Origin of the sequence: Simplicispira suum (genome assembly GCF_003008595.1) — a bacterium.
Lineage (GTDB): Bacteria > Pseudomonadota > Gammaproteobacteria > Burkholderiales > Burkholderiaceae_C > Simplicispira > Simplicispira suum.
This window is the reverse complement of sequence record NZ_CP027669.1, coordinates 3,670,536-3,691,277: the sequence shown is the minus strand read 5'-3', so window position 1 is coordinate 3,691,277 and position 20,742 is coordinate 3,670,536. Positions and strand designations below refer to the sequence as shown.

Here is a 20,742-nt window from a genome sequence, read left to right as displayed (position 1 = left end):
TCATGAGCAATTTTCCCGATCCGATCCGCGCCGGGCTGGAGCGCGGCTGGAAGGTGCTGGGCGGCGCGCACGGCCCGCTGCCTGAAAAAATCAGCTGCGACGTGGCCATTGTGGGTTCGGGCGCCGGCGCGGGGATCACCGCCGAACTGCTGACGCGCGCGGGCCTGGATGTTGTCATCGTCGAAGAAGGGCCGCTCAAAAGCAGCAGCGACTTCCGACAGCGCGAATCCGAAGCCTACCCCACGCTCTACCAGGAAAGCGCCAGCCGCAAGACCGCCGACAAAGGCATTTCCATTCTGCAAGGCCGCTGCGTGGGCGGCTCCACCACGGTGAACTGGACCAGCTCTTTTCGCACGCCCGAGCCCACGCTGCGCTACTGGGAGCAGCATTTTGGTTTGGACGATTTTGGCCGCGAGGCCCTGGCGCCGTACTTCGAGCAGGCCGAGCGGCGCCTGAACATCTCGCCCTGGTTGATGGCGCCCAACGAGAACAATGAGCTGCTGCGGCGCGGGGCCGACAAGCTGGGCATTCCTTCGGCCGCCATCTCCCGCAACGTCAAGGGTTGCTGGAACCTGGGTTCCTGTGGCATGGGCTGCCCGACCAACGCCAAGCAGTCGATGCTGGTGACCACCATTCCGGCGGCGCTGGACCTGGGCGCCACGCTTTTGGTGGAAGCACGCGCCGAGCAACTGGTGCTCGCGGGCGGCAAGGTGCAGTCGCTGCGCTGCATTGCGGTGCAGCCGAACGGCGCGCCTGTGGATGCGGGCCAGCCTGCAACGACCATCGTGGCCAAGCATTTCGTGCTGGCAGGCGGCGCCATCAACTCGCCCGCCGTGCTGATGCGCTCCAAGGCACCGGACCCGCATGGCCGCCTGGGGACGCGTACTTTCCTGCACCCGGTGGTCATGTCGGCCGCCGTGCTGGCGCAAAAGGTGGAGGGCTGGGCGGGCGCGCCGCAGTCGCTCTACACCGACCATTTCATGGACACCCAGCCCATCGACGGCCCCATGGGTTTCAAACTGGAGTCGCCCCCGCTGCATCCGGTCATCCTGGCGACCACGCTGCCGGGCTATGGCCAGGCGCAGGCCGATCTGCTGACCAAATTCCCGCATACCCATGTGCTGCTCGCCCTGCTGCGCGATGGTTTTCATCCCGAGGCGCCCGGAGGCCGCGTTCAGCTGCGCGGCGACGGCTCGGCAGTGCTCGACTACCCGCTGACCGACTTCGTGATGGAAGGCGCGCGCCGCGCGCTGCTGGCCATGGCCGAGATCCAGTTTGCTGCGGGCGCGCAAGAGGTGCTGCCAGTGCATGAAATGGCGCGGCCCTACCGGTCCTGGGCCGAAGCGAAAAGCGCCATTGAAGCCTTGGCCATGAAACCGCTGCTTACCAAGGTGGTCAGCGCCCACGTCATGGGCGGCTGCGGCCTGGCGGGCAGCGAGGCGCTGGGCGTGGTGCGCCCGAACGGGGTGCACTGGCAGATCGAGAACCTGTCGGTGCACGACGGCTCGGTGTTTCCTACCAGCGTGGGCGCCAACCCGCAGCTTTCGATTTACGGCATCACCAACCGGCTGGGGCAGGGCTTGGCCAAACGTCTGACGGGTGCGTCCGAGGCCTTGGCGTAGCAGGGCTACAAGGGCCAGACCATCAGCAGCACCGGCATGCTGATGGCCACCACCAGCACCTCCAGCGGCAGGCCCAGGCGCCAGTAGTCGCCAAACCGAAAGCCCCCAGGGCCCAGGATCAAGGTGTTGTTCTGGTGTCCGATGGGTGTGAGAAAGGCGCAGGAAGCACCAATCGCCACCGCCATCAGGAAAGGGTCTGCACTGGCGCCAAGCGCACTGGCGGTGCCCAGGGCAATGGGACACATCACCGCTGCCGTGGCGGCGTTGTTCATCAGGTCCGACAGGAACATGGTGACCACCAGGATCAGGCCCAGACCGAGCACGGCATGGCCCTGGGCCAAATGGTCGAGCATGAAGCGGGCGATCAAATCGGCTGTGCCCGTGGTTTCCATGGCGCCCGCCACCGGCATCAGGGCCGCCAGCAGAACGACCACAGGCCAGTCCACGGCTTCGTAGACGGCACGCGGCGACACCGTGCGCAAAGCCATCGACGCCAGCACGGCCATGGCGAACGCGATGGCTGCTGGCAGCCAGCCCAGCGCCGCCGCCGCCACGGCCGCCACCATGATGCTGCCCGCCTGCCAGGCCTTGCGCGGGCTGGGAATGTGCAGCTTGCGCTCGGCCAGAGGGACACAGCCGTTGTCGGAGGCAAATTCGGCAATGGTTTCGAATGGCCCCTGCATCAGCAGCAGGTCGCCCGCATGCAAGGGCATGGCGCGCAACCGGGCGCGCGCGCGCTGGCCCTGGCGCGAGACAGCGAGCAGGTTGAGGCCGTAGCGGGTGCGCAGAAGCAAGTCGCTGGCGGAGCGGCCTTCCAGGCCTGAGCCCGGACGGATCACCAGCTCCACCAGCCGGATATCCGACTTGTTGCGCGAGCTTTCTGCTGCCGGGGCGGTTTCCTCGGGATCGGCTGCGTCGGTCGAAGGCGGCGCGCTCGCCTTTGCCGGCTGGCCGGGCTTTGCGGGCGTTTCGGCTGGGGCGGCATCGGGAGATGCGGCATTGTCAGCCGGTGCGTCGCTTGCCTCAGGTTCTGACTCGGCTTCTGGGTCCGACTCCGGCCGCCGAGATTCTTCCAGCCGCAATTCCAGCACGGCAAGCAATTGAGGCAAGGCCTCAGCGTCGGCTTCGATCACCAAAATATCGTCTGCAACCACGTGGCGCCAGGGGCTGGGCGCGAGCACACGCACCTCGTTTCGCACCAGCCCGACCACCTGGGTGCCGGCCTTGTCCAGCGCGATCTCCAGTGCGTTCAGGGTCTGGCCGACCGAGGAGCTTCCCTTGGGCACGCGCACTTCGGTGAGGTAGGCGCCGGTGTCAAAACCCTCCATGCCCGCCTGCTTGCGCACGGGCACCAGTCGCCAGCCGATGAAGGCAATCAACAGCACGCCGGCAAGGGCCACGCTCAGGCCGACCGGCGTGAAGTCGAACATGCCAAAACTCCCCATGCCCTGCTCCTGGCGAAAACCGGCGACGATGAGGTTGGGCGGCGTGCCGATGAGCGTGGTCATGCCCCCCAAAATGGTGCCGAAGGCCAGTGGCATCAGCACTTGCCCCGGAGCGAGCTGCAGCCGCTCGGCCAGGCGCACCGCCACCGGCATGAGCAGTGCCATGGCCCCAACGTTGTTCATGAAGCCCGAAAGCAGGGCGCCCAGGCCGATCAGCGCCACCAGACTGCTGCCCACGCCCGCCTTGGCTGGCAGCACGCGGCGCGCCAGCAAGTCCACCAGCCCAGAGGTCTGCAAGCCCCGACTGAGCACCAGCACACAGGCCACCGTGATCACGGCGGGATGGCCGAACCCGGTAAAGGCGCTACTCGCGGGCAGCAAGCCGGCCAGCACACAGGCCAGCAGGGCGGCCATGGCCACCATGTCGTGCCGCCAGCGCCCCCAGACGAACATGGCGACCGTGGCCGCGAGAATGGCCAGAATGGTCCATTGCGCCGCACTCATGCTGCGCGGCCCACCGTGTGGGCGGGGGCAGGGGGCGTGGGCCTGAGAAAGAAATGGCGCATGGTGGACTGTTGAGAGCAGACGGGAGCCGCACGAGCGCGGGCCTGCGCAGAGTATCCGACACCCGGCGGCCCTCGTGGGGGAGGCCACGCCCCGATCATTGCCTTCGCACGGTCATTCCCGACCCGCTCGCGCTCGCCTACCATCGCCGCATGGAATCGAGCTTGCCCACGCTGTTGCTGCAACTGCTGCATGGCTTTGCGCTGTGGCTGATTTCCTCCGTGCACATAGCACTCGCCATGGCCGTCACGCTGCACGCGCTGATGAAAAAGGACGAAGTGCACACTGCGGTGGGCTGGATCGGCCTGGCCTGGCTAGCGCCGTTCGGTGGTGCGCTGGCGTACTGGCTGCTGGGCATCAACCGCATTGGGCGCACCGGGGTGGCGCTGGGGCTGCGCGAGGCCTGGCAAAGCGAAGGCGACCTGGCCGAAGCCTTTGCGGTCCCCGACGAAGCCGTGGATGCCCCGCTGGGCGGTGTGGCGCGCGTGGCCCGGCAGGTGACGGGCAAGCCCCTGCTGGCGGGCAACAGCGTGCTGCCCCTGTCCGATGGCGACACGGCCTACCCGGCAATGCTTTCGGCCATCAACGCCGCCAGGCAGTCCGTGACTTTGCTGACCTACATCTTCCACAACGACGCGGTGGGCGAAGCCTTTGTGCAGGCGCTTGCGAGCGCCCAGGCGCGGGGCGTGCAGGTGCGCGTGCTGATCGACGCCGTGGGATCGCGCTACCGGCCTACCGGGGTACTTCGGCGTCTGCGCGCGCTGGACATTCCGTGCGCGTCGTTCCTGCCGCCTTCGTTCACACGCGTGCTCTCGCAGGTGAACCTGCGCAACCACCGAAAGATTCTGGTGGTGGACGGCGCGGTGGGGTTCACCGGCGGCATGAACATCAGCGCCAACCACTGGATCCGCATGCAGCCGGCCACTCCAGTGCACTGCCTGCATTTCGAGGTGCGCGGGCCGGTGGTGACCGACATGCAGCGTGCTTTCGCTACCGACTGGGCGTTCACCACGCGCGAGCGCTTGCATGGCGCGCCCTGGTTTGCCGTTCCACAGTCCAGCGGTTCGGTGCTGGCGCGCGGCGTGACCGATGGCCCCGATGCCGACATGGACCACATGCGCCAGGTGATGTTGGGCGCGCTGGCGGCGGCGCGGCAGCGGGTGCGTGTTGTCACGCCGTATTTTTTGCCCGACGAGGTGATTCTCAGCACCCTGCAAACCACCGCGCTGCGCGGCGTGGCGGTGGACATCGTGCTGCCGGTGCGCAGCAACCTGCCGCTGCTGGATTGGGCGATGCGCCCGCAGTTCGACGAACTGCTCGCCGCCGGCTGCCGCATCTACTTGACGCCCGCGCCGTTTGACCACGCCAAGCTGTTGGTGGTGGACGGCGCCTGGGCGCTGATCGGTTCCACCAACTGGGACGCGCGCAGTTTGCGGCTCAATTTTGAATACAACATTGAATGCCACGACGCTGAACTGGTGCGTGCGCTCGATCCGCTGATCGACACCCGCATCGTCCACGCGACGCCGCTTGATGCCGATGAACTGGCTCGCCAGCGCTTGCCTGCGCGGCTGCGCAATCGGGCTGTGTGGCTGCTGTCTCCGTACCTGTGATTGCTATTGAATAGATAGCTAGTTACGCATTCTGAATAAGCGCTGGAGGCCGATTTGACATGAAATATACCGGCCCATCGGACAAGGCATGGAAAGCATGGCGGTAGTTGCTTTTAACCGACACCACGCCCCAAACCCCGGTGATAACTTTGCGCCACTCATTCATTTCGGCCAAAGACCACCATGCCCAAAACCCTCATTGAACCCTTCCGCATCAAGAGCATCGAGCCCATCCGCATGACGACGCGCGAGCAGCGCGAGCAGCTGCTTGCGGCCGCGCACCTGAACGTCTTCAAGCTGCGCGCCGAAGACGTGCTGCTCGACTGGCTGACCGATTCGGGAACCGGCGCCATGTCGAGCAAGCAGTGGGGCGCCATCATGGAAGGCGACGAGAGCTACGCTGGCGCGCGCAGCTTTTACCGGCTGGAAAAAGTCATTCAGGACATCACCGGCATGCAGCACTTCGTGCCCACGCACCAGGGCCGCGCGGCCGAGAAGGTGCTGTTCACGGCGGTGTGCAAAAAAGGCGATCTGGTGCCCAACAACTGCCACTTCGACACCACGCGCGCCAACCTCGAATACCTTGGCATCGAAGCCGTGGACCTGGTCATTCCAGAGGGCCTGCAGCCCGCACTGATCTACCCTTTCAAGGGAAACATCGACCTGGCGCGCGCCGAAGCGGTGCTGCAAAAAGACGGCGCACGTATCCCGTTTGGCATGCTCACCGTGACCAACAACACCGGCGGCGGCCAGCCGGTGTCGATGGAAAACATCCGCGCGTATTCCAAGCTGCTCAAAAAGTACGGCAAGCCCTTCATCATGGACGTGTGCCGTTTCTCGGAAAACGCCATGTTCATCAAGATGCGCGAGCCGGGCTATGAGAACACCCCCATCCGCGAAATCGTGCAAGAAATGTTCTCGTACTGCGACGGCGCCACCATGAGCGCCAAGAAGGACGCCATGGTCAACATTGGCGGCTTCATCGTGCTGCGCAGTGACGAGTGGATGGACGGCGTGCGCAACGGCCTGATCATGATGGAGGGCTTCCCTACCTACGGAGGTCTCGCCGGGCGCGACCTCGAAGCCATGGCCGTCGGCCTGGAAGAGGGCATGGACGAAGACTACCTGCGCTACCGCCTGCGCACCGCCGAATACCTGGGCGAGCGGCTTGACGCAGCGGGCGTGGGCTTCGTCAAGCCCACCGGCGGCCACGCCGTCTATATCGACGCCAAAACCGTGCTGCCCGACATGCCCGTGGCGCATTACCCGGCCTGGGCGCTGTGCAACGCGCTGTACCTGGAGGGCGGCATTCGCGGCGTGGAGATCGGCTCGGTGATGTTCGGCAAGCGTCTGCAGGACGGCACCGAGACTTTTCACAACATGGAGCTGGTGCGCCTGGCGTTCCCGCGCCGCATGTACACCCAGTCGCACTTCGACTACGCGGCCGAGGTGATTGCCGAGGTGAAAGAGAAAGCGGCCAGCATTCGCGGCGTCAAGATCGTCAAGCAGCCGGAGTTTTTGCGCCACTTCACTTGCGAGTGTGCGTGGGCTTGAACCGGGCTGCCATGGGCTAAGAGTCTGGGCCAAACGCCGAGTCTGTACCTGTTTCAGAGTGGGCGACAGACAAGGATGAGAGCGCGGGTCGGACCTCCTTGCCGACCCCTCATCCCAACGCATTCGGGACTATCACAAAGGGCGGCGGCCGGGTGCGCGCCCGGCTCCCGCCCCGCAGGAAGCCCACGCTCTGCGTAACCGAAAAGTTATGTCAAAAATGGCGCTATCGCTTTGTCCATAAGCGTTATAAGCTACAAAATAAATAGCGATCAGAGGGCGGGTGGCGGCAGCCTGAGTTGCGCCGCCTCGGCCACCGCAATGCAGTCGCGGATGTGTTGCTCGCCCAGAAAACGCAGGGTGGCATAGCCCAGGGCGGCCGACACCGCCTGGCCGGCCAGTGGCACGTATTTGCTCAACTGCTTGGTGGTCATGCGCATTCCCGCGGTGCGCACCGCCTTGAGCGCCAGATCGCGGGTGATGAACTTGCCAATCAACACCGAGCCCACCATGGCGACGGCCTTTTGCACCTGCTCGCGCTTGTGCGGGTCGAGCGCATCGAGTTGCTCAGGCGTCAGCCCAAACTCGGCGCTGATCTGCGGCAGCAAGCGGGACAGCAGGGCAGCGTCCACCGCCCAATCCAGGCCGGGCACCGGAACCGTGCTGGCCACCGCCGCCACGATGGCGCGGCGGTTGAGCAGCTTGCGGGCGCGGCGGGCGGCAGCGTCCACGGCGGCGTTCGGTGCGGATTCGGGTGGAGGCGCTGGGGTGGGGCGAAGGGAAGGGAAGATGCGTGGCATGGCGCGATCATCTCAGGCCAGAGCTGCCCAGCGGTTTCTTCACCAAGCGGGCTTCAAATTCGAAAGCCATCTGCGCTCCCGCGCCAATGGTCGGAGAAATTTCGTGAAAGCGGTATTGCGCCGAGGGCAGGGCGGCGATGGCGGCAGGTGTCAGAAGGATTTGCCCTGGGCCGGCAATGTCTTCGCCCAGCTTGCAGGCCAGGTTCATTTCCGCGCCGAACAAATCGCTTTCGGCAATCACCAACGTGGGGCCAAAACCAATGCCCATGCTGACCTGCAATGCACTGTCTGGCGGCTGCACCGCGTTCATGGCGTCGAGCGCGCGGCCAATGTCAAGCGCGGCCTCCAGGGCGTGCACCGGGTCCGTAAACACGGCAAAGAGGTTGTCGGCCTCTTGTTTGATCACGACGCCGCCATTGCCCAGAATCGCCGGCCTGGCCGCTTGCTCCATCTGGTGGACCATGGCCAGGAAGTGGATGACCCCCAGCCGGCTCGTGGTGCTGCTGAAGCCGCACATGTCCAGCACCAGCATGGACACCGTTCGCACAAAGGCGGCTTCGATGGCCGCGTCGATTTCTGCCTGCAGACTGCTGTCCTGGTTGCGCCGCGCCAGCAGGCTGTGCAGGTAGGCCTTGTCGTGCGGCTTGGCAGGTGCCTTGGCGGTTGGGAGGGTGTCCATGTCAGCAAGAAGCCTTGTGTGGGCGCGGTCCGACATGGTAGCGCGACGCTTGCGTACAGCAGCCAGGGCGCGCTTGGACCTAAGCTGAACCGACTGACCCAAGCACCGTGCACCTCTGCACGGGTTGCACGGATCCATGAGGAAATCGCTATGCAGACATCTCTACGGACTCGAAATACCTGGCTCGCACCGCTCATTTTTACGGCCCTGCTGGCCGTCCCTGGCTTTGCCGTCGCCCAGAATTACGAAGCCTCGCTGGAGCGGGGCTCACACCCCGACACCACGCCGGAGCAGCGCTACCAGACCGCCATTCGGGAAGCCGGTGGCGGTCTCAAGCTGGCCTTGGCGGCGTGCCGTGAGCAGGCGGCAGATCGCAAAAACTGCGAGCGCGAGGCGCGTGCCAACTACAAGGACGATATGGCTTATGCGCGAGAGCTGCGCCGCAACCCGGATGCCCGGCCCACCAGCATACGCAGTGGCATAGAAAGTACCGAAGTCACTACCATTCGCGTGATTCCGGCGAAGTAAGCGCTGCGCCGTACGGCGCCGTGCCTGCGGGGGCTATTCGCGCAAATTTTGCGCAACGCTCAGGCGTTTTATGGCGTCACCGTCCAGCGCCACGCGGCGCGCGCCATTGAAGCGCCGCTGCCAGTAGCTGGCGTGCATGTCTTCCACGCGCACCTGTTGCCCGGTGCGGGGCGAATGAATGAATTTGCCATCGCCGAGGTACACGCCCACATGGCTGAACGCACGGCGCATGGTGTTGAAGAACACCAGATCGCCCGGCTTGAGATCGCGCTTGTCGATCACTTCGGTGCTGGCGGCCTGGTCCTTGGCACGCCGAGGGAGCACCAGGCCCGCCGTTTTTTCGTAGACGGCGCGCACGAAGCCGCTGCAGTCGAATCCTGTCTCTGCGCTGTTGCCGCCCCGGCGATAGCGCAAACCCACAAATCCCATGGCGGTGGTCACCAGCGCCGAGGTGTTGTCTGCGACGTCGTGACCCGCCTGCTCGAAGGAGCGCATGACCCCGGATTCGCTTTTCAGCTGCACCGCAACGGGCAATGGCGCCTGGGAAGACGCCACTTCGGCATCGACAAGGCTTTCTGAGGGGGCTGCAAACGCTGCCTGAGAGCAGGCAGCGACGACAAGCAGGGGAAAAATCCAACGTGGCATGGGCGCGGAGGGTAACACGATCGCGGTTTTCTTCTCCCAATCGCTTTTCACGGACCGGCGAACTGGCTGCTGCGCTATAAGCTGTCTTGGGGAGCCGCTGGGCATTCCTTGGGCCCTCACCTCTTGTTTGCATTTTGTTTTGGGGAGCATTCACTTGACGGCAGCCGATTCCCTGGACGCACCTCAGCCCGCTGCGGCTCCCTTGCCGCCGACGACTTCCAAGGCCGACAGCCTGCTTGTGCTGCGCCGGGTGGCCATAGACACCTGGCGCGAAAACGTGGCCTACCTGCACCGCGACTGCGCGGTCTACCGGGCCGAAGGCTTCCAGGCGCTCTCCAAGATCGAGGTGCGCGCCAATGGCCAGCGAATTCTGGCCACGCTCAATGTGGTGGACGACGACTGCATCGTCGGACTGGGCGAGGTGGGGTTGTCGGAAGATGCTTTTGCGCAACTGGATGTCCCGGAGGGCCACAGCATTGCCGTGGCGCCCGCCGAAAGGCCTGCATCCATGGGCGCGCTGTTTCGCAAGCTGGCCGGCGAGCGCCTGGTGCAGGACGACTTTCGCGCCATCGTGCGCGACATTGTGGAAAAGCGCTATTCCAAGATCGAACTGACCGCCTTTGTCGTCGGCTGCATGCGCGACGAGCTTGACCGCGAGGAGGTGTATTTTCTGACCGACGCCATGGCGGCCAGCGGCAAACGGCTCGATTGGCACGAGCCGCTGGTGGTGGACAAGCACTGCATTGGCGGCATTCCGGGCAACCGCACCTCCATGCTGGTGGTGCCCATCGTCGCGGCGCACGGGTTGCTGTGCCCCAAGACATCGTCCCGTGCCATCACCTCGCCGGCCGGTACGGCCGACACCATGGAGGTGCTGGCCCGTGTCGAACTGCCCCTGGCCGACATGCACAGCATTGTGCGTGAGCACCGCGGCTGCCTGGTGTGGGGCGGCACAGCGCAGCTCTCGCCAGCAGACGACGTATTGATTTCCGTCGAACGGCCACTGTCCATCGACTCGCCGGGCCAGATGGTGGCCTCCATCCTGTCGAAAAAGATCGCTGCGGGCTCCACCCACCTGCTGCTCGACATTCCCGTCGGACCAACCGCCAAGGTGCGCTCCACGGCCGAAGCGCAGCGATTGCGCCGCTTGTTCGAATACGTGGCGCAGCGCCTGGGCCTGGTGCTGGATGTGGTGATTACCGATGGCAGCCAGCCGATCGGCAACGGCGTAGGCCCGGTGCTGGAGGCGCGCGACGTGATGCGTGTACTGCTGGGCGACCCCCGTGCGCCCACCGATCTGCGCGAAAAATCGCTGCGCCTTGCGGGGCGCATGATCGAGTTTCACCCCGACGTGCGCGGCGGCGCCGGCTACGCCATTGCGCGCGATATTCTCGAATCGGGCCGGGCGCTGGCGCGCATGCAGGCCATCGTTGCGGCGCAAGGGGCTTGCGCGTTTGACCCTGAGCACCCGCAGTTGGGTCCTTTGCAGTTCGAGGTGCGTGCACCTGTCGCCGGAACGGTCACCGCCATCGACAACCTGCAGATGGCACGCATTGCCCGCCTTGCCGGTGCACCCACGGCGCAGGGAGCGGGCGTGGATCTGTTGTGCAAGCTGGGCGCCGACGTAGCGCCCGGCACCGCCCTTTACCGCGTGCACGCCAGCTACCCGGCCGACCTCGAATTTGCGCGTCAGGCCTGCGTGCGCGAGAGCGGCTACCGAATCGACGGTGCAGTGCCTGCCGGTCCCTCCCTGGAAGAAAATTGACCATGGACAGTCCCGAAGAACCTGGGGCGTGCCTGCTCCACTTTGCCGATGAGGCGAGCAGCGCAGGCCGCCTGGCCGCTGCCACGGGCCTGCGCCCCCTGGCGATCGAGCGCCACCGCTTCCCGGACGGAGAAATCAAGCTGCGCCTGCCCGTGGACGCCGCCGGGCGCTTGCCCCGACGCGCCGTGCTGCTGCGCAGCTTGCACCAGCCCAACGAAAAGCTGATCGAACTGCTGCTGGCCGCCGAAACTGCGCGCGCGCTGGGCGTGCAATCGCTCGCCCTGGTGGCGCCGTACCTGGCCTACATGCGCCAGGACATCGCTTTTCAACCCGGTGAAGCGGTGAGCCAGCGCATCGTCGGCCCGTTTTTGGGGCGATTGTTTGATGCTGTGGTCACTGTGGACCCGCATCTGCACCGCATTGCACGGCTGGACGAGGCCATTCCTGGGCGCGCCTGCGCCGTGGTCAGCGGCGCGCCGCTGCTGGCCGACTGGATTGCTGCGCAGCGGGAGGCGCCGCTGCTGCTCGGGCCGGACGCCGAATCGGCGCAGTGGGTGGCCCAGGCGGCCGCCCGGCATGTTTTTGAGTATGCCGTCTGCAGCAAGACGCGCCACGGCGACCGCCAGGTCGCTGTCACGCTGCCCGATGTGTTCCTGCGTGGGCGCAGCGTGGTTTTGCTGGATGACGTGGCCAGCACCGGCCATACCCTGATCGAGGCGACCCGATTGCTGCGGGCGGCGGGTGCGGCATCGGTGGACGTGGCCGTGACCCATGCACTGCTGGCCGATGCCGATCTGGCGGCGCTGCATGCTGCGGGCGTGGGTGCCTTCTGGAGCACCGACTGCGTTCCACACCCGAGCAACTGTGTTTATATGGCGCAAACCTTGGGGCGTGCGCTGGGCGAACTGAGCTGGTGAAGGTGCCTGGGGCAGCCACCACACGCGACAATGGAGCGTTAGAACCCGCGAAGGACCCTTGTTATGTTGCTTGATGCCTCCGAATGCCAGCTGGTGCTGGTGGACTACCAGGAGCGGTTGATGCCGGTCATCCACGATGCATCGGCCACCCTGGCCAATGCCTTGCGTCTGGCGCGCCTGGCGCAACTGATGGACGTGCCGGTCTGGGGCACCGAGCAGAACCCCTCGCGCCTGGGCCCCAACGACGCCCAGTTGCGCGCGCTGTGCAAGGACACCCTTGCGAAAATGCATTTCAGCGCCGCCGAAGAAGGTCTGGGCGAATGGCTTCGCCCGCCCGCCAAGCCCCCGGCGGGCAATGCACGCAGCCTGCCCAAACACCTGCAGAAAGCGGCGCAGCAAGCGCCCGAGCGCAATGCCATCGTCATTGCGGGTTGTGAGGCCCATGTCTGCCTGTTGCAAACGGCGCTCGGCTTGCTGGAAGACGAGTTCGAGGTCTGGGTCGTGACCGACGCCTGCAGCTCGCGCACCGAACGCAACCGCGACGCTGCCTACGATCGCCTGGCGGGCGCTGGCGCCGAACTGGTCACGACCGAAATGGTGGCCTTCGAGTGGTTGGCCAGCTGCGAAAACCCGGTGTTCCGCGAAGCACTCGCGCTCATCAAATAAGGCGCCCATGGCTGGGCCGGACTTGGCGTCGCTTTCCTCGCTGTTCTCGCGCGATACGCTGCGCTTTGTGCTGCGCCGCATCCGCGAGCGCCTGTGGGTCAAGCCGCTGTTCATCGGCATCGTCTCGGTGTTCGCAGTGTTTCTGGCCAAGCTGTCGGACCAGCTCCAAGAGAGCGATCTGCTGCCCGTGATCACCACCGAGTCGGTGCAAAGCCTGCTCTCGGTGATGGCGGCGAGCATGCTGCCGATTGCGATGTTTGCGGTGGCCTCCATGGTGTCGGCGTATTCATCGGCCAGCAACACGGCCACGCCACGCAGTTTTCCACTGGTGATTTCCGACGACGTCTCGCAAAACGCGCTCTCCGCTTTCATTGGCGCTTTCATCTTCAGCGTGGTCGCCCTCACGGCATCCAAAAACCAGTACTTCGAGGGCAACGGCCGCTTCACCCTGTTTTCGCTGACGCTGCTGGTGCTCGCCTTTGTGATCTTTACCTTCGTGCGCTGGGTGGACCGCATCGCGCGCCTGGGGCGCCTGGGAACCACCGTCGACCAGGCCGAGCGCGCCACGGCGGCAGTCATGCGTCGGCGGCGCGACGCACCGACTCTGGGCGGCGTGCTGCTCCCCCCCAACAGCCAGCCAGCGGGCGACGCCGTATTTGCCGATGAGGTGGGCTACGTGCAACGCATTGATATGGAAGCGCTGCAGGCTTTTGCGAAAAGAGTCGGGGGCACGGTGGTGATCAATGCCTTGCCGGGAGCCTTTGCCTTGCCGGGGCGGGCGTTGGCGTTCTATACCAGCGACCCCGCCCTGCAGGAACCTGTGGACCCGGCTGCCTTGGTGCACGCGTTTCGCATTGGCGGTGACCGGCTGTTTGACGACGACCCACGGTTTGGGCTGGTGGTCCTGGCAGAGATCGCAGGACGCGCTTTGTCGCCTGCGGTCAACGACCCCGGCACGGCGATCGACATTGTCGGAACGCTGGCGCGCCTGTTTGTGCTGTGGAATACGCCCGGTGAGAAGGCCAAAGACGCTCCGCGCTTTGACCGCGTGCACGTGCCTGCGCTGGACGTAGCCGAAATGTTCAACGATGCGTTCACGCCGATTGCCCGTGATGGCGCGGGCAGTGTGGAGGTGGGCGTGCGTCTGCAAAAGGCCTTTTTTGCCTTGGGCTTGTGCGGCGACGATGCCATGCGTGCGGCGGCGCTGCACCATGCCCGCCTGGCCCTGGCGCGCGCAGAGCAAGCTTTGACGCTGGCCGAGGACGTGCAGGTGCTGCGCGATCTGGCGGCGTTTGCGCTGCAGAGTGCGCCCAGTGCGGCTGCAAACGCTGGCTTGCCGCGCTGATTCGGCGTAGTCTGTGCCGACGCGATGGTTTGCCAACGGATGGGTGAGCGACGTTGCCCGCGTCAGCTTGCTGCAAGACCGTTATGAATAATTATGAATTCAAAACCTGCGCCACAGCGCAGTTCGTCCCAGCCCAGGAGAGTGTTTCATGACCCGTTATGCCGAGTTTTACCGCCAGTCCATTGATCAGCGCGACAACTTCTGGGCCACACAGGCCCGGCTGATCGACTGGCAAACCCCACCCCAGCAAGTCTGCGACTACAGCAATCCACCGTTTGCAAACTGGTTCGTCGGCGGCACCACCAATTTGTGCCACAACGCAGTGGACCGCCACCTGGCCGACCGGCCAGACCAGGCGGCGCTGGTGGCCATTTCCACCGAAACCGACACCGAGCGCAGTTACAGCTACCGAGAACTCCACACCGAGGTGCAGCGCATGGCGGCCAGTCTGCTGGCGCTGGGCGTCAAGAAGGGGGACCGGGTCCAGATTTACATGCCCATGGTGGCCGAAGCGGCATTCGCCATGCTGGCCTGCGCCCGCATCGGTGCGGTGCACAGCGTGGTGTTTGGCGGGTTCGCTTCTGGTTCACTGGCGTCTCGCATCGACGACGCTGAGCCTGTCGTGATCGTCAGCGCCGACGCCGGATCGCGCGGCGGCAAGGCCGTGGCGTACAAGCCGCTGCTTGATGAAGCGATTCGCCTGGCCAGCCACAAACCCAAGGCGGTGTTGCTGGTAGACCGTGGCTTGGTGCCCCTGCAGCTTGAGGCCGGGCGCGACCATTTGTGGAGCGAACTGCGCGCGCAGCACATGGACGCCGAGGTGGCTTGCGAATGGGTGGCCTCCTCACACATCAGCTACACGCTGTACACCAGCGGTACCACCGGAAAGCCCAAGGGTGTTCAGCGCGACACGGGTGGCTATACCGTGGCGCTCGCGGCGAGCATGAAGCACATCTTTCAGGCGCGCCCTGGGCAAACCTTTTTTACCACCAGCGACATTGGCTGGGTGGTGGGCCACAGCTACATCATCTATGGCCCGCTGGTCGCGGGGATGACGACCATCATGTACGAGGGGCTGCCCACGCGCCCCGACGCGGGCATCTGGTGGAGCATCGTCGAGAAGTACAAGGTCACGCACATGTTCTCGGCTCCGACGGCGGTGCGCGTGCTCAAGAAGCAAGACCCCTCCTGGCTCAAGAAATACGACATTTCCAGCCTCAAGGCCCTGTGGCTGGCCGGAGAGCCGCTGGACGAGCCGACGGCGCAGTGGATCAGTGACGCGCTGCAAATCCCGATCATTGACAACTACTGGCAGACCGAAACCGGCTGGCCCATCCTCACGCTGGCCAATGGGATCGAGCAGCAGACGACGCGTTTTGGCAGCCCCGGCAAGGCCATGTACGGCTACAACGTCAAGCTCATCGACGAGGCTACGGGCGAGGAGCTGACCGAGCCCAACCAGAAGGGCGTGGTCGCCATCGAGGGGCCGCTGCCGCCGGGCTGCATGCAGACCATCTGGCGCGACGACGAGCGCTTTGTCAGCACCTACTGGAACACGATCCCTGGCCGGCAGATCTACAGCACCTTCGACTGGGGCATCCGCGACGCCGATGGCTACTACTTCATCCTCGGGCGCACCGACGACGTGATCAACGTGGCTGGCCACCGCCTGGGTACGCGCGAGATTGAAGAGTCGATCTCGTCGCACCCAAACATTGCCGAAGTGGCGGTGGTGGGCGTGGCCGACAGTGTCAAAGGGCAGGTGGCCATGGCATTTGCCGTGCCGCGCGACGCAACGGGCCTGGAGCACGACGATGCCCGCCGCAAGCTCGAAGGCGAGGTGATGAAGCAGGTGGATGGGCAGCTGGGCGCCGTGGCGCGGCCGTCACGTGTGTTCTTTGTCACCGCTCTGCCCAAGACGCGCAGCGGCAAGATGCTGCGCCGCGCGCTGCAGGCCGTGGCCGAGGGACGTGATCCGGGCGACCTAAGCGCCATGGAAGACCCGAGCGCACTGCAGCAGGTGCGCACTCTGGTCGGCGCCTGAATATCAAAAACGATAGCTGTCAGCGCTTGTGTATCAAGCGCTGGTGGCCAATTTGTCTGCTAATTTAATCGAACCCAGGCTTCCGGCGCCTGCCAGCTGTGCAGCCAGGTGAGGAAGGCTGCTGCCGGCATGGGCCTGGCGATGAAATAGCCCTGGGCCTGCGCGCAGCCCATCTGCAGCAGCATCTGTCCCTGGTCTTCGGTTTCCACCCCTTCGGCGATCACCTTGTAGCCAAAAGAGCGCGCCAGGCCGATGACGCCTTGGACGATGGCCAGATCACCCGCCTGGTCCATCATGCCGCTGACAAAGCTCTGATCGATCTTGAGCGTATTGAGCGGCAGGCGGCGCAAATAGGTGAGCGACGAATAGCCGGTGCCGAAATCGTCCAGCGAGATCGTGATGCCCAGCGCACGCAGCTCGCGCAGGGTTTGCGCCACACGGTCCAGGTGAAACAAGGCCGTGGCTTCGGTGATTTCAATGTCCAGCAGGTGCACCGGTGCTTGCGGATGCGCCTTGAGCTGCTCCGACATCCAGGGTGCGAAGTCTTTTTGCTGCAAATGCGGCGCTGCAATATTGATGCTCAGCGGGAATTGCAGCCCCGCCTTGCAGAAATCGTCGAGCAGCGTCAGGCCCGCGTCGACCACCCAGGCGCCAAACAGCGTCTCCAGCTCGGTCCCCTCGATGAACGGCAAAAAGGCCCCTGGGGAGAGCACGCCCCGTTGCGGGTGGTTCCAGCGGGCCAGCGCTTCGGCGCCCACCACCGTCCCCAGGCGCATGTCCACCTTGGGCTGCAGGTACAGTTCGAACTGGCCTGCCGCCAGGGCTTCGCGCAAATGCACGATCTGGGCGCGCATCTGAAGCATTTCGCGTTCCTGCGCGGCGTCAAACTCGTGAAAGCGGTTGCGCCCGGCCTGTTTGGCGGCGTACATGGCCTGGTCGGCGTGGCGCAGCAAGGTGTCGGCGTCGGCATCGTCGCGGGGGAAAAGCGTGTAGCCAATGCTTGCCGTGACGCCTATGGTTTCGCCCTGCAACGAATAGGGCGCGGAAATGCCTTCCATGAGGCGGGCGAGCGCACGCTGGGCATCTTCGCTGGAGGAAAGATCGGGCAACAGAATGGCAAATTCATCGCCCCCCAGCCGCGCCACACAGTCCTGGGGCCGCAGCGCAGCGCTCAGGCGCCGGGCGACGCAGCGCAGCAGCTCGTCCCCGGCATCGTGACCAAAGCGGTCGTTGACGGGTTTGAAACCGTCCAGATCAAGGTAGGCCACCCCGAGCAACTGGCCACTGGTGCGGGCCTGTTCCATGGCGTCGGAAAGCTGCCGGGCCATGAGCACGCGGTTGGGGAGGTCGGTGAGCGCGTCGTAGTGGGCCAGACGCTGGAGCAGGAGTTCCTGCTCGCGCTGGCCGGTCACGTCGATGGTGACCCCGAGCATGCGGCTTGGCTTGCCATCGTCCCCCCAGGCGACGATCTTGCCCAGGTTGCGCATCCAGCGCTGGCCTTCCAGGGCTCCGGGTACCGTGGTGATGAGGTCAAATTTGGTTGCGGGCGCGCGTGCGTGGCGTCTGAGCTCCGCGCGCATGCGCGGGGCATCGCCGCTGCCTGCACACTGGTCAAACGGTACCGTTTGCTCGGTGGACTGATCCACGCCGCGCATGCGGTTCCAGCGAGCGTCTCCAGTCACCAGGCCATTCGTGATGTCGCAGTCCCACAGGCCGACGGACGCTGCTTCCAGCGTGAGACTGAGCACTGCCTCGCGCTCGCGCATGGCTTTTTCGGCGCGCTTGCGGTCGGTGATGTCGTGCAGCGCGAACAGCCAGCATTCGGTGCTGCCCAGGGTGATCTTGCGCGTCGACTGCTGTACCGTGAGCGCCGGCCCGACGCGCGAACGCAGCGTCGCCTCCACGGGAGTGTCCTCTTCGCCGCGCAGGGCCGGCTCAAGAACCGTTGCGCGGTCATCGGCGCTGTAGAGGCCGAGCGCCAGCACCGTGCTGCCAATGGCTTCGCTGCGCGCGACACCGGTCATCGATTCCCAGGCGGGGTTGACGTCGACGTAGGTTCCATCGGCGCAGCGGGTGATGCCCATGGGGTAGGGCAGCATCTGAAAGATCAGCCGAAAGCGCTGCTGCGACTCGCGCAGCGCTTCTTCCGCCTGGTGCGCAGCGTCGATGTCCTGCATCACGCCCTGCATCCGCAGTGTTCGGCCGCCTTCGCGCACGGCTTCGCCATGGGCACGCATCCAGCGAAGCTGGCCGTTGTCGGCCCGAATGACCTGCAGATCCAGCGTCCATTCGGTGCCGTCGCGCAGGCAGGCGCGCGCCGCATTGCGCAAAGCCTCCTGCGAAGCCGGCGTCAGGGACTGCCCGATGTAGTCAAGTGGCGGCGCCGTTCCCGGCGGCAGGCCATGCACTTCGCAGCAGACATCGCTCCAGCGAATCACTGTTCCATGCTCGTCCGATTCCCAGGCGCCGAGCCGGGCCATTTGTCCCGCTTGCGTCATCAGGGCGTGGGCGGCGAGCAACCCATCCTGAACGCTCTTTTCGCGCGTCATGTCATGGAACACAAACACGATGCAGTCTTCGCCATCAATCTCTACCGGCGACACCGACATCAGGCCTGGAACAACCCGCCCTTGCGCGCGGGCCTTCATGCTCAATTGATCGACGCGGCCATCGCGGGCCAGCACTTCGAGCAGGCGCTCGCGTTCCTGCGGGCTGTCCCAGATTTCCAGCTCAAGCGATGTGCGCCCGACAATCTGCTCGCGCGGGATGCCCACCAGCGCGCAGAACGCGGGGTTGACTTCGATGTAGCGCCCATCGACCACGCGCGTGATGCCACAGGGATCGGGCAGCGCCTGAGACATGGCGCTGAATTTGGCCTCGGAACTGAGCAGCGTGGTGATGTTGTGCACGCGGCCTTCGTCAACCGCCATCACATCGCCTGGCATGGCATCAGGCAAGGGATCGGTGCGGGTGAGCGGGAGCGCCATGAGCGCAGTTTAGGCGATGATGGGCGCGATTTGTTGAGGGCCTGTTAACGCTATGCAAGGGGACCGCGCATAGTGTTAACAGGCCCTAGCGGAATCGACGCGCCCCCAACAGGCCTGTGGAGAGCAGCGTACCCACGATGATCACCAGCGCACAACCCAGCATCCAGAGGGTCACGGTTTCGCTCAGGAACACCACGCCATAGAACACGGCAAACACGGGCGCCAGAAAGGTGACTGCCAGTGCACGGCTCGGGCCGGCGTGCACGATCAAACGGAAATACAGAATGTAGGCAATGCCCGTGCACAAAACGGCAATCGCCACCACGGCGGCCCAGGCGCGCAGCCCAGGCATTTGCTCTGGCCAGGTCATGACCATGGGAATGGCCAAAAACAAGGCCGCACCCAACTGGCTGCCGGTGGCGGTGGCCAAGGGTGGAACATTCATCAGGTAGCGCCTGGCATAGCTGGCCGCCAGCGCGTAGCAGGTGGTGGCGCCCAGGCAGGCAGCGACTGCCCAGGGAGCCAGATCCGACTTGCCCCCGGCGCCGCCCGGTGCGCGCCAGGCGAGCAGCGCCACGCCGAAAAAGCCCAGTGCCAGACCCAGCGAGCGCAGCCGCCCAATGCGCTCGCCCAGCCAGAGCCAGGCGACGATGGCGCCAAACAGCGGCACCGTGGCGTTCAGGATGGACGCCAGACCGGTGGTGATGTGCAGCACCGCCCAGGCATACAGCGCAAAGGGAATGGCCGAATTGATCAGGCCGCCCAGGAGCACCGGCCGCCAGTGCTTGCGCAAGGCCGGCCACTGACCCTGTTGCACCAGGATCGGCCAGAGAAACACGGTGGCCAGCGCCACGCGCAGCCCAGCAGTGGGGAAGGGGCCAAATTCGGCAGCGCCCAGCCGCATGAACAAAAAAGAGGCGCCCCACAGGCTGGAGAGCAGAAAGAATTCACGCATCCAGGTTGGTGCCGTTCGCACCGTTGCCTCGCTGCTCATGCTGCCAGGCGCATCGCCGCGCTGTCAGAGCGTGGGGCCGGCAAGGCGCCTTCGTGTTCCAAAAGTGCGCGCTTGCGCTCCAGGCCTCCGGCATAGCCCGTCAGGGCGCCGGCCGCGCCCAGTACGCGGTGGCAGGGCACTACCAGCGAAATCGGGTTGCGCCCCACGGCTGCGCCCACGGCGCGCACGGCGGCTGGCGCGCCAGCGAGCTGCGCCACCTGGCCGTAGCTGCGCGTCTGGCCCCAGGCAATGCCCAGCAGTGCGCGCCAGACTGCTTGCTGAAACGGCGTGCCGCCAGCGAGGTCCAGCGGCAGATCGAAGCACTGGCGCTCGCCCTGAAGCCAATCACCCAGTTGGTCCGCTGCTGCCTGCAGCACGGGGTGATCGGCGCTCATCGGCCAGGCGCCAGCGCCGCCCAGCTGCGCCGGCTGGTGCTGCTGGCCTTCAAACCACAGGCCGCACAGGCCGGCAGGCGACGCCGCCAGACGCACGGGGCCCAAGGGCGTTTCAACGCGGGATTGCACGGTGTCAGGATGGAAATGCATGGAGAGATTCCTGCGGGGTGGTGGGTGCGCCA

General features: G+C 65.3%; 16 protein-coding genes. 9 read left to right on the top strand and 7 right to left on the bottom strand.

Features of this window, described 5'->3' with window-relative positions:
* The first annotated feature begins 2 nt into the window (after positions 1-2).
* The gene (locus C6571_RS17130) at positions 3-1,622 is read left to right on the top strand and encodes a GMC family oxidoreductase (protein WP_106447762.1); all 1,620 of its coding nucleotides are present in this window, start codon (positions 3-5) and stop codon (positions 1,620-1,622) included.
* Positions 1,623-1,627: 5 nt separating this feature from the next.
* Here C6571_RS17130 and C6571_RS17125 read toward each other — a convergent pair whose 3' ends face one another.
* Positions 1,628-3,571, bottom strand: a complete 1,944-nt coding sequence (locus C6571_RS17125; protein ID WP_106447761.1) for an SLC13 family permease — start codon at positions 3,569-3,571, stop codon at positions 1,628-1,630.
* A 212-nt stretch (positions 3,572-3,783) separates the two neighbouring features.
* On the opposite strand from C6571_RS17125, the gene C6571_RS17120 reads away from it, so the two are divergent.
* Together C6571_RS17120 and C6571_RS17115 are read left to right on the top strand one after the other, a co-directional pair.
* Positions 3,784-5,244, top strand: a complete 1,461-nt coding sequence (locus C6571_RS17120) for a phospholipase D-like domain-containing protein (RefSeq protein ID WP_106447760.1) — start codon at positions 3,784-3,786, stop codon at positions 5,242-5,244.
* Between the two features lie 183 nt (positions 5,245-5,427).
* Complete coding sequence (locus C6571_RS17115; protein ID WP_106447759.1) at positions 5,428-6,798, top strand: tryptophanase; 1,371 nt, start codon at positions 5,428-5,430, stop codon at positions 6,796-6,798.
* A 269-nt stretch (positions 6,799-7,067) separates the two neighbouring features.
* On the opposite strand, the gene C6571_RS17110 is transcribed toward C6571_RS17115, so the two are convergent.
* Entirely contained in the window at positions 7,068-7,595 is a 528-nt protein-coding gene (locus C6571_RS17110; protein ID WP_106447758.1) for a hypothetical protein, read from the bottom strand.
* A 7-nt stretch (positions 7,596-7,602) separates the two neighbouring features.
* Positions 7,603-8,274: an adenylate/guanylate cyclase domain-containing protein gene (locus tag C6571_RS17105; protein ID WP_146139366.1), complete on the bottom strand. Its 672-nt coding sequence runs from the start codon at positions 8,272-8,274 to the stop codon at positions 7,603-7,605.
* A gap of 150 nt (positions 8,275-8,424) precedes the next feature.
* Between C6571_RS17105 and C6571_RS17100 the strand changes: the two genes are divergently transcribed.
* Positions 8,425-8,802, top strand: a complete 378-nt coding sequence (locus C6571_RS17100) for a hypothetical protein (RefSeq protein WP_106447757.1) — start codon at positions 8,425-8,427, stop codon at positions 8,800-8,802.
* Positions 8,803-8,835: 33 nt separating this feature from the next.
* On the opposite strand, the gene C6571_RS17095 is transcribed toward C6571_RS17100, so the two are convergent.
* A complete protein-coding gene (locus C6571_RS17095) occupies positions 8,836-9,447 on the bottom strand; it encodes a C40 family peptidase (RefSeq protein ID WP_106448317.1) in 612 nt (203 codons plus the stop codon).
* A 202-nt stretch (positions 9,448-9,649) separates the two neighbouring features.
* Here C6571_RS17095 and C6571_RS17090 point away from each other — a divergent pair, with 202 nt between their 5' ends.
* The 5 genes from C6571_RS17090 (at position 9,650) to C6571_RS17070 (ending at position 16,184) form a co-directional block, all read left to right on the top strand.
* Complete coding sequence (locus tag C6571_RS17090; RefSeq protein ID WP_106448316.1) at positions 9,650-11,212, top strand: thymidine phosphorylase family protein; 1,563 nt, start codon at positions 9,650-9,652, stop codon at positions 11,210-11,212.
* Between the two features lie 2 nt (positions 11,213-11,214).
* On the top strand, positions 11,215-12,129 hold the full coding sequence (locus C6571_RS17085) for a ribose-phosphate diphosphokinase (RefSeq protein WP_106447756.1): 915 nt from the start codon (positions 11,215-11,217) through the stop codon (positions 12,127-12,129).
* A gap of 63 nt (positions 12,130-12,192) precedes the next feature.
* The gene (locus tag C6571_RS17080; protein WP_106447755.1) at positions 12,193-12,795 is read left to right on the top strand and encodes an isochorismatase family protein; all 603 of its coding nucleotides are present in this window, start codon (positions 12,193-12,195) and stop codon (positions 12,793-12,795) included.
* Between the two features lie 7 nt (positions 12,796-12,802).
* A complete protein-coding gene (locus C6571_RS17075) occupies positions 12,803-14,140 on the top strand; it encodes a DUF2254 domain-containing protein (protein ID WP_106447754.1) in 1,338 nt (445 codons plus the stop codon).
* Between the two features lie 148 nt (positions 14,141-14,288).
* Positions 14,289-16,184, top strand: a complete 1,896-nt coding sequence (locus C6571_RS17070) for a propionate--CoA ligase (protein ID WP_106447753.1) — start codon at positions 14,289-14,291, stop codon at positions 16,182-16,184.
* Positions 16,185-16,243: 59 nt separating this feature from the next.
* On the opposite strand, the gene C6571_RS17065 is transcribed toward C6571_RS17070, so the two are convergent.
* From C6571_RS17065 to C6571_RS17055, 3 genes are all read right to left on the bottom strand, one after another.
* Positions 16,244-19,171, bottom strand: a complete 2,928-nt coding sequence (locus C6571_RS17065) for a bifunctional diguanylate cyclase/phosphodiesterase (protein WP_106447752.1) — start codon at positions 19,169-19,171, stop codon at positions 16,244-16,246.
* A gap of 85 nt (positions 19,172-19,256) precedes the next feature.
* A complete protein-coding gene (locus C6571_RS17060) occupies positions 19,257-20,165 on the bottom strand; it encodes a DMT family transporter (protein ID WP_106447751.1) in 909 nt (302 codons plus the stop codon).
* Positions 20,162-20,710, bottom strand: a complete 549-nt coding sequence (locus C6571_RS17055; protein ID WP_106447750.1) for a methylated-DNA--[protein]-cysteine S-methyltransferase — start codon at positions 20,708-20,710, stop codon at positions 20,162-20,164. The genes C6571_RS17060 and C6571_RS17055 overlap by 4 nt, the downstream gene beginning before the upstream one ends.
* Between the last annotated feature and the right edge of the window lie 32 nt (positions 20,711-20,742).